The sequence below is a fragment of the Flavobacterium sp. genome (assembly GCF_043760115.1).
GTDB lineage: Bacteria > Bacteroidota > Bacteroidia > Flavobacteriales > Flavobacteriaceae > Flavobacterium.
This window is the reverse complement of record NZ_JAYUPK010000074.1, coordinates 1-7290: the sequence shown is the minus strand read 5'-3', so window position 1 is coordinate 7290 and position 7290 is coordinate 1. Positions and strand designations below refer to the sequence as shown.

The 7290-nt window shown below is 29.2% G+C and carries 9 protein-coding genes; 5 read left to right on the top strand and 4 right to left on the bottom strand.

Annotation, left to right across the window (positions count from 1 at the left end; all coding sequences use genetic code 11):
• Positions 1-108 precede the first annotated feature (108 nt).
• From ACH2BC_RS06260 to tgt, 3 genes are all read right to left on the bottom strand, one after another.
• Positions 109-990 (bottom strand): DMT family transporter, encoded by an 882-nt coding sequence (locus ACH2BC_RS06260; protein ID WP_395053132.1) that lies wholly within the window; start codon positions 988-990, stop codon positions 109-111.
• Positions 977-2062 (bottom strand): LptF/LptG family permease, encoded by a 1086-nt coding sequence (locus ACH2BC_RS06255; protein ID WP_395053131.1) that lies wholly within the window; start codon positions 2060-2062, stop codon positions 977-979. The genes ACH2BC_RS06260 and ACH2BC_RS06255 overlap by 14 nt, the downstream gene beginning before the upstream one ends.
• 77 nt (positions 2063-2139) lie before the next feature.
• The gene (tgt, locus tag ACH2BC_RS06250) at positions 2140-3270 is read right to left on the bottom strand and encodes a tRNA guanosine(34) transglycosylase Tgt (protein ID WP_395053130.1); all 1131 of its coding nucleotides are present in this window, start codon (positions 3268-3270) and stop codon (positions 2140-2142) included.
• A gap of 242 nt (positions 3271-3512) precedes the next feature.
• On the opposite strand from tgt, the gene ACH2BC_RS06245 reads away from it, so the two are divergent.
• From ACH2BC_RS06245 to cas2, 5 genes are all read left to right on the top strand, one after another.
• A complete protein-coding gene (locus tag ACH2BC_RS06245) occupies positions 3513-3686 on the top strand; it encodes a hypothetical protein (protein ID WP_395053129.1) in 174 nt (57 codons plus the stop codon).
• A 5-nt stretch (positions 3687-3691) separates the two neighbouring features.
• Positions 3692-3853: a hypothetical protein gene (locus ACH2BC_RS06240; RefSeq protein WP_395053128.1), complete on the top strand. Its 162-nt coding sequence runs from the start codon at positions 3692-3694 to the stop codon at positions 3851-3853.
• A gap of 12 nt (positions 3854-3865) precedes the next feature.
• The gene (locus ACH2BC_RS06235) at positions 3866-5248 is read left to right on the top strand and encodes an NAD-dependent succinate-semialdehyde dehydrogenase (protein ID WP_395053127.1); all 1383 of its coding nucleotides are present in this window, start codon (positions 3866-3868) and stop codon (positions 5246-5248) included.
• A gap of 121 nt (positions 5249-5369) precedes the next feature.
• Positions 5370-6254, top strand: a complete 885-nt coding sequence (gene cas1, locus ACH2BC_RS06230) for a type II CRISPR-associated endonuclease Cas1 (protein ID WP_395053126.1) — start codon at positions 5370-5372, stop codon at positions 6252-6254.
• Complete coding sequence (gene cas2, locus ACH2BC_RS06225) at positions 6245-6574, top strand: CRISPR-associated endonuclease Cas2 (RefSeq protein ID WP_395053125.1); 330 nt, start codon at positions 6245-6247, stop codon at positions 6572-6574. The genes cas1 and cas2 overlap by 10 nt, the downstream gene beginning before the upstream one ends.
• On the opposite strand, the gene ACH2BC_RS06220 is transcribed toward cas2, so the two are convergent.
• On the bottom strand, positions 6571-7290 hold a 720-nt coding region (locus ACH2BC_RS06220), incomplete at its 5' end, for a transposase (RefSeq protein ID WP_395053124.1). The two genes, cas2 and ACH2BC_RS06220, sit on opposite strands and share 4 nt — an antisense overlap.

Below are 7290 nucleotides of genomic sequence, written 5' to 3'. Positions count from 1 at the left end.
TTCAAAATCTAAATATTCCATAGGGTTTATATGTGTAGTTTAGTTTTACAAAGATAAAATTTTAAATCGTCTGTAAAAGTAATTTACATTTTATGTTTTAAACAAATGCTAAGTCGCTTTGCTTCTGCTTTTTAAAATTCCGTTAATGATTACTGTTGCTAGTATTATTGCTGCTCCAATATAAAATTCTGAACTCATTTTTTCATTGTCTTTAAAAATAAGTACTGCCAAAATAATTCCGTAAATAGGTTCAAGATTAATAGTTAACATTACTGTATAAGGCGAAATAAATTTCATAACTGCTGTTGATGCAATAAATGCATAAGCTGTACAAATGGAACTTAAAATTAAAAGATACATAAAATCTGAAAGAGATAATTTAAAAAACGAAACAGTAAAACTTCCAGAAAAAAGCAACATAATTGATAAAAATAAAACGCCACCAGCTAATTCATAAAATGATATTGTTGTTGGATTATATTTCTTAACAAAATAACTATTAATTACTGCAAATGAAGCTGATAGAAAAGCTGAAATTAATGCCAAAATCATTCCGTAGATATAATTTCCTTCTACTTTAAAAATAATATACAATCCGAAAATGACTATTAATCCGAAAAAAACTTCGTACCAAACTACTTTTTTACCAAAGAAAATTGGTTCCAATAATGAAGTAAAAAATGCTCCTGTAGAAAGGCAAGCCAATGTAATTGAAACATTAGAAACTTTTATTGCTTTAAAAAATGTAAACCAATGCATTGCAATTATGAATCCAGCAATTAAAAAAAGTAGCAAAGTTTTTTTGGAAATAGCAATTGGAATTTTTTTAAATTTGATGTAAACAAATATAAATCCGACCGCAAATAACATTCTAAACCATACTAAAGGCAAAGCGTCAAGAGAAATTAGCTTTCCTAGAATAGCGGTAAATCCCCAAATAAATACTATTAAATGAAGATGCAAATAACTTTTTAGGTTATCGTTTTGCATTTCGAAGTAAAAATAATGCTAGAATTCCGAAAAGAATATTTGGAATCCAAACTGCAATTATTGGTGGAGCGGCAGATTTTTCAGCAAGAACACCAAATATTTTATCTAAAAACACAAAGGCAAAAGCCAGCAAAATTCCTATTGCTAGATTTGTACCCATTCCGCCACGACGTTTCATTGACGAAACTGCAACAGCAATAATTGTTAAGATAAATGCTGAAACCGGAATGCTGTATTTTTTATATAAAACTACAAGATAAGTATTAATATTAGAAGAACCTCTTGCTCTTTCTTTATCTATAAACTTAGTTAAATCAGTATAAGACAAAGTTTCTGCAATAAATACAACTGGCGTTAAATCTTCTAAATCAAATTTAAAAACAGTATCTTTTTTGTCTGCACTTTCAAGAATATCATTGGTTTCTCCAACTTTACGTTTCTTAAAATTAAATAACGAATAGGTTTTTTGCCTTTCATTCCATTTAATTCTTGAAGCAGAAATTTTGTATTTTAATTTATCTTTTTCAAATTTTTCCATAGAAAAATCAAATGCCATTTGCGATTGAGAATTAAAACTACTAACAAAAATATATTCATCTGAACTAATTTGTCTAAACACGTTGCTATTGTCTCGAATTTCATTTTGACCATTTCCTATCAGATACATATACCTAAAATTTTTAAATCCTTCACTTGCTTTAGGAACTAAAAAAAATCCAACGAGTAATGCAAAAATTGAAACTAAAGTTGCTCCTATAATATAAGGTCTTAAAAATCGTGTAAAAGATATACCAGAACTAAGTATTGCAATAATTTCGGTATTATTAGCCAACTTTGATGTAAACCAAATTATAGATAAAAAAAGAAATATTGGAAATAATAAATTGGCAAAATATACTGTAAAATCTACATAATAAGAAGCAATAGCTTTAAAAGGAACTTTATTTTCAATCATTTTATTTACTTTCTCAGAAACATCAATGATGATTCCGATAGGTACAAAAAGTAATAACATCATCGAAAATGTTATTAAATATCGTTTTAAAATGTATTTATCTATTATTGATAACATTCAGTTATAATTTGTTTTTTTTAAATAGTTTAGTTGCTGCAATTGTCAAACAATACGTTTTAAAAATTTAAACTTTACTACAATCTTTGACTCATATTTTTTACCATCATTTCTTTCCAAACTCTAAAATCGCCTGCAATAATATGCTTTCTTGCCTCGCGAACCAACCACATATAAAATCCAAGATTATGAATTGTTGCAATTTGTTTACCAAGATATTCATTGGCAGCAAACAAGTGACGAAGATACGCTTTAGTATATTCGGTATCTACAAATGTAATTCCCATTTCATCAACTGGACTAAAATCGGCTTCCCATTTTTTATTTTTTATGTTTATTGTTCCGTTTGCTGTAAATAGCATTCCGTTTCTGGCGTTTCGAGTTGGCATTACACAATCGAACATATCAATACCAAGTGCAATATTTTCTAAAATGTTTATTGGCGTACCAACTCCCATTAAATATCTAGGTTTATCTTCTGGCAGAATTTCGCAAACCACTTCGGTCATTGCATACATTTCTTCTGCAGGTTCACCAACAGATAATCCACCAATGGCATTTCCTTGTTGGTTAGAATTGGCAATATACTCAGCAGATTGTTGACGTAAATCTTTATAAGTACTTCCTTGAACTATTGGAAAAAATGTTTGTTCAAATCCATATTTAAAAGGTAATTTTTCAAGATGATTAATGCATCTATCCAACCAACGATGTGTCATTTTCATTGATCTTTGAGCATATCTGTAATCGCAAGGATAAGGTGTACATTCGTCAAATGCCATGATAATATCTGCACCAATTGTACGTTGAATTTCCATTACATTTTCTGGTGTAAAAAAATGAAAGGAACCATCAATATGACTTTTAAACTTTACTCCTTCTTCTTTAATTTTTCTATTTGCAGATAGCGAATATACTTGATAACCACCAGAATCGGTAAGAATATTTCTGTCCCAATTCATAAATTTATGCAATCCGCCAGCTTTTTCAAGAATTTCTGTTTGCGGACGCAAGTATAAATGATACGTATTTCCTAAAATAATATCTGGATTTATATCTAATTTTAATTCACGTTGATGCACACCTTTTACAGATGCAACTGTACCAACTGGCATAAAAATAGGAGTTTCAATAACTCCATGATCTGTGGTGATTGTTCCAGCTCTTGCTTTAGAATTTGCGTCTTTTTGTAATAATTCAAACTTCATATACCTTTTTTACTTGCTCTATTTTGGTCGACAAAGATAACAGATTTGGCATTTTTACATAACTATTTAAGATTTAATTTAACAAATTATAAAATGACTAAAAAACACTGTATTTATTGAAAATTAGCTGACTAAATTATATAAACAGTAAATTATATAATTGTTATCCTTAATTGTATAATGTGTAAAATTAGTATTTGAATGAAATTTGTTATTCTTAAATTAATCAAAATCTCATAGTTATGAAATCTATTGTCCTTAGATCTTTATCAGTAGTTACACTTCTGTTTTTATTTTCTAGTTGTTCTGTTATTGAAGGCATTTTTAAAGCTGGTGTTGGAGTTGGTGTTTTTATAGTAATTGCTGTTGTAGCATTAATTCTATTTGTTATTAGCAGATTCACTAAAAAAGGATAGAAATAATGAACATTTCAAATGATAAAAATCCGAAAACAGAATGTCTAGACGAATTTGATGTGTCTAATAATTTAGATGATGCATCAGATTATATTGAAAATATGGAAGAAGAAAATTCAAAAATTAAAGATGCTGATTTCGTAGAAAAATTTGAAGAAGAAAAATAAAGAAATTAAATTATGTCAATTAAAACCGTAAATCCGTTTAACAATGAATTAGTAAAATCATTTGAAGAAATGAATGCTAAAGAAATTGAATTTGCAATTGCAACAGCAGACAGTTGTTTTCAAACTTGGAGAACCACAAGCTATGAAGTTCGTGCCAAAGTATTGCATAGAGTTGCCTCATTACTTCGATTAAATAAAGCAGAATTATCAAAAACAATTACTCTTGAAATGGGTAAATTGCTAAAGGAAAGTGAAGGCGAAATAGATTTATCGGCAGACATTTTTGATTATTATGCAGATAATGGAGAAGATTTTCTGGCTGATAAAATTTTAAAGGTAGAAACTGGCGAAGCAATTGTAAGAAATTCTCCAATTGGAACATTACTTGGTGTTCAGCCATGGAATTTTCCTTTTTATCAAGTTGCACGATTTGTTGCTCCAAATATTATGGTGGGAAACACAATTTTGCTAAAACACGCTTCCAATGTTCCACAGTGCGCCATTGAAATTGAAAAAATATTTACAGAAGCTGGCGCACCAAAAGGACTTTACACGAATTTATTAATTACCGGAGATAAAATTTCAGTTTTAATTGATGATGAAAGAATAAAAGGTGCATCATTAACAGGAAGTGAAGGCGCAGGAGCAAAACTTGCAGAGCAAGCAGGAAAAAATTTAAAAAAATCGGTTTTAGAACTCGGTGGAAACGATGTTTTTATAGTTCTTGAAGATGCTGAAATGGATAAAACTGTAGATTGGGCAGTTGTTGGACGAATAAATAATAACGGACAATGTTGTGTTGCTTCTAAAAGATTTATAGTTGTTGAAGCTGTTGCTGATGAATTTTTAGAAAAATTTAAAGCAAAGTTAAGCGCTTTAAAAGTAGGAAATCCGATGGATGCAGACACACAACTTGGACCATTATCTAGTGAAGAAGCAGCAGAAAACTTGCAAAAACAAATTGACAAAGCTGTAAAAGAAGGAGCAAAAATTGCGCTTGGCGGAAAACGTATAGTAGGAAAAGGAGCATTTATAGAAGCAACAATTTTAACCGATATTAAACCTGAAATGACAGTTTACAGCGAAGAACTTTTTGGTCCAGTTGCCTCATTTTACAGAGTTAAAGACGAAGATGAAGCTATAAAACTTGCCAACGATTCGCCTTACGGTTTAGGTGGATCAATATTTAGTAAAGATATAGAACGAGCAAAAAAACTAGCTGATAGAATTGATACTGGAATGGTTTTTATAAATCATCCTACTTGGACAAAAAGTAATTTGCCATTTGGTGGAACAAAACGATCTGGATATGGAAGAGAATTATCAAGCTTAGGAATTGAAGAATTTATAAACAAAAAACTGATTCGTGTAAGCGGAATTTCTGATCCTTTTTAGTAGGATTTGCCTATTATTTTATATTAGTCCTGCTTTGGTGGGACTTTTTTTGTTTAATTACGGTTTTCCGTAAAATAGAACAATTGATTGTTAGTAATTTAGTGCAATAAAACTTTTACTTATGTTAAAGAAAACTATTTTACTAGAAAACAAAGCGTCGCTCACTATTAAAAACCTACAATTAGTTATAAAATCTGAATTACGTGAAAGCACAATTCCTATTGAAGATATTGGCTTTTTAGTTTTAGATAATCCTGAAATTTATTTAAGCATTCCTGCAATGAATTTATTGATTGAGAATAATACTTCAATTATTATTTGCAATGCCAATCATTTGCCCAATGGTATGTTTTTAAATTTAAACAGTCATCACATTCAACAAGAAATATTTAGAAATCAAATCGAGGCAAGTCTTCCGCTAAAAAAGCAACTTTGGCAACAAACTATTGTAGAGAAAATTACCAATCAAGGCATTTTATTAGAAAAAATTACTGGTAACAAAAATTCTTTTGAGTTTTTATGTAGCAAAGTTTTAAGTGGCGATACCTCTAATATGGAAGGAGTTGCAGCAAGTCAATATTGGAAATCTTTTTTTGATATAAAATTTAAACGCGAACGATTTGGAAATTATCCTAATAATTTCTTGAATTATGGATATGCAATTCTAAGAGCAGCAACTGCAAGAGCTTTGTCTGGTAGTGGATTATTAAATACTTTGGGTATTCATCATAAAAGTAAATACAATGCCTTTGCACTTGCAGATGATATTATGGAACCTTTTAGACCAATTGTAGATGAAAAGGTTTTCGAATTGATGCAAAATTATGAAGAACAAGAATTAAACACACAATTGAAATCAGAACTTTTAAATATTCTTACTCGAACAGTATATTTTAAAGAAGAGAAAAGTACGTTGATGGTTGCCTTGCAAAAAACAGCAAGTTCGTTACAGCAATGTTATACTGGCGAAAGAAAGAAAATAAAATATCCAAAATTATGGAGCTAAACGGATACAGAATTATGTGGCTATTTGTATTTTTCGATTTACCAACAGAAACTAAAAAAGACCGAAGTAACGCGTCTGGATTTAGAAAGAATTTACTAAAAGATGGATTTAGTATGATGCAATATTCTGTTTACGTACGCCATTGTGCCAGTAGCGAAAGTGCCGATGTACACGAAAAACGTATTCATAGATTATTGCCGCCATTAGGAAAAGTAAGTGTACTTAGAATTACCGATAAACAATTTGGAAACATATTAAATTTTTGGGGAAAAGCCGAAGTTCCTAAAGCTGCGCAACCTACACAATTGGAGTTGTTTTAATTATTTGGATTGTAAAATTTATCTTTTAACCAAGTATTAGGATTGTTTTCAATGTAATTGATAATATTCAAATAGGATTTTTCGTCTCTAATTATATGATCGTGAAATGAACGATGCCAAGCAAAATCTATAAAACCAGCTTCGTGAATTAATTTAGAGCTTGTAGTTTTATAAGCACCTAAAATTTGAGAGAGCGATTTTATTTTAATCTCAACATCTTCATTTAAAGAATTTTGTAAAGTTTTTGATAAATTAGAATCTATTTCTATAATCGCGTGAATATGATTTGGCATCACAATATAGGAATGAAGAACAATATAAGAATAATTATTTTCTAACCATTCTAATTGATTATTTGCTATAATTCCAAATTCATTTAAAATCATTTCTGCATTAATTTCATCATTTTTTTCTTTAAAAAAATCAGGGATTATATTATTATCTAAGTTTAAATTATTATTGGGGTTTATATTATTATTCGAATTTGGATTTAAATTATTATTTGGATTTGGATTATTATTCGGATTTATATTATTATTCGAATTTGGATTATTATTCGGATTTATATTATTATTCGAATTTATATTATTATTCGAATTTGGATTATTATTCGAATTTATATTATTATTCGGATTTATATTATTATTCGAATTTAAATTATTATTTGGATTTGGATTATTATTCGAATTTTGTACGGACAGGTCGCGACCTGTCCC

What these genes read in the sequence shown, in the direction of transcription:
- ACH2BC_RS06260 (WP_395053132.1), bottom strand. Translation starts at nt 990, where the DNA reads ATGCAAAACGATAACCTAAAAAGTTATTTGCATCTTCATTTAATAGTA.
- ACH2BC_RS06255 (WP_395053131.1), bottom strand. Translation starts at nt 2,062, where the DNA reads ATGTTATCAATAATAGATAAATACATTTTAAAACGATATTTAATAACA.
- tgt (WP_395053130.1), bottom strand. Translation starts at nt 3,270, where the DNA reads ATGAAGTTTGAATTATTACAAAAAGACGCAAATTCTAAAGCAAGAGCT.
- ACH2BC_RS06245 (WP_395053129.1), top strand. Translation starts at nt 3,513, where the DNA reads ATGAAATCTATTGTCCTTAGATCTTTATCAGTAGTTACACTTCTGTTT.
- ACH2BC_RS06240 (WP_395053128.1), top strand. Translation starts at nt 3,692, where the DNA reads ATGAACATTTCAAATGATAAAAATCCGAAAACAGAATGTCTAGACGAA.
- ACH2BC_RS06235 (WP_395053127.1), top strand. Translation starts at nt 3,866, where the DNA reads ATGTCAATTAAAACCGTAAATCCGTTTAACAATGAATTAGTAAAATCA.
- cas1 (WP_395053126.1), top strand. Translation starts at nt 5,370, where the DNA reads ATGTTAAAGAAAACTATTTTACTAGAAAACAAAGCGTCGCTCACTATT.
- cas2 (WP_395053125.1), top strand. Translation starts at nt 6,245, where the DNA reads ATGGAGCTAAACGGATACAGAATTATGTGGCTATTTGTATTTTTCGAT.